Origin of the sequence: Banduia mediterranea, assembly GCF_031846245.1 — a bacterium.
Taxonomy (GTDB): Bacteria; Pseudomonadota; Gammaproteobacteria; order Nevskiales; family Nevskiaceae; genus Banduia; species Banduia mediterranea.
In genome coordinates, this window is sequence record NZ_JAVRIC010000058.1 from 1 (window position 1) to 1,103 (window position 1,103).

At 63.6% G+C, this 1,103-nt stretch carries 1 protein-coding gene; it reads right to left on the reverse strand.

The annotated features are described in order from the left end of the window. Window positions 1–1,103 (reverse strand): elongation factor Tu (gene tuf, locus RM530_RS18330; protein WP_311366712.1); only part of this gene is annotated, 1,103 nt, incomplete at its 3' end.

Consider the following 1,103-nt stretch of genomic DNA (forward strand, 5'->3'; position numbering starts at 1 on the left):
GGCGCGATCAGCTCCACCGCCATGTTCACGTTGTCGCCCGGCATCACCATTTCCGTACCTTCGGCCAGCGTGCAGTTGCCGGTCACGTCGGTCGTACGGAAGTAGAACTGCGGGCGGTAGCCATTGAAGAATGGGGTGTGACGACCACCCTCTTCCTTCTTCAGCACGTACACCTCGGCCTCGAACTTGGTATGCGGGTTGATGCTGCCCGGCTTGGCCAGCACCTGCCCGCGTTCGATGTCTTCGCGCTTGGTGCCGCGCAGCAGCACGCCGACGTTGTCACCGGCCTGGCCCTGGTCCAGCAGCTTGCGGAACATTTCGACGCCGGTGACGGTGGTCTTGACCGTCGGCTTGATGCCGATGATCTCGACTTCCTCACCGACCTTGACGATGCCGCGCTCGATACGACCAGTGGCGACGGTGCCGCGACCGGAGATCGAGAACACGTCTTCGACCGGCATCAGGAAGGCGCCGTCAATCGCACGCTCCGGTTCCGGAATCCAGGTGTCCAGCGCTTCGATCAGCTTGTCGATCGACGGGGCGCCGATGTCGCTCTCGTCGCCTTCGAGCGCCTTGAGCGCGCTGCCGACGATGATCGGCGTGTCGTCGCCCGGAAATTCGTACTGGCTCAGCAGGTCGCGCACTTCCATCTCGACCAGTTCCAGCAGTTCGGCGTCGTCCACCATGTCGGCCTTGTTCAGGTACACGACGATGTACGGCACGCCGACCTGACGCGCCAGCAGAATGTGTTCACGCGTCTGCGGCATGGGGCCGTCCGCCGCCGAGCACACCAGGATCGCGCCGTCCATCTGCGCGGCGCCGGTGATCATGTTCTTGACGTAGTCGGCGTGTCCCGGGCAGTCCACGTGCGCGTAGTGACGCGCCTCCGATTCGTACTCGACGTGCGAGGTCGCGATCGTGATACCACGGGCCTTTTCTTCCGGCGCGTTGTCGATCTGGTCGTAGGCGCGCGTCATGCCGCCAAACTTCTTCGCCTGACACACCGTCAACGCCGCCGTCAGCGTCGTCTTTCCGTGGTCCACGTGACCGATCGTGCCGACGTTCACGTGCGGCTTGGTGCGCTCGAACTTCTCTTTTGCCAT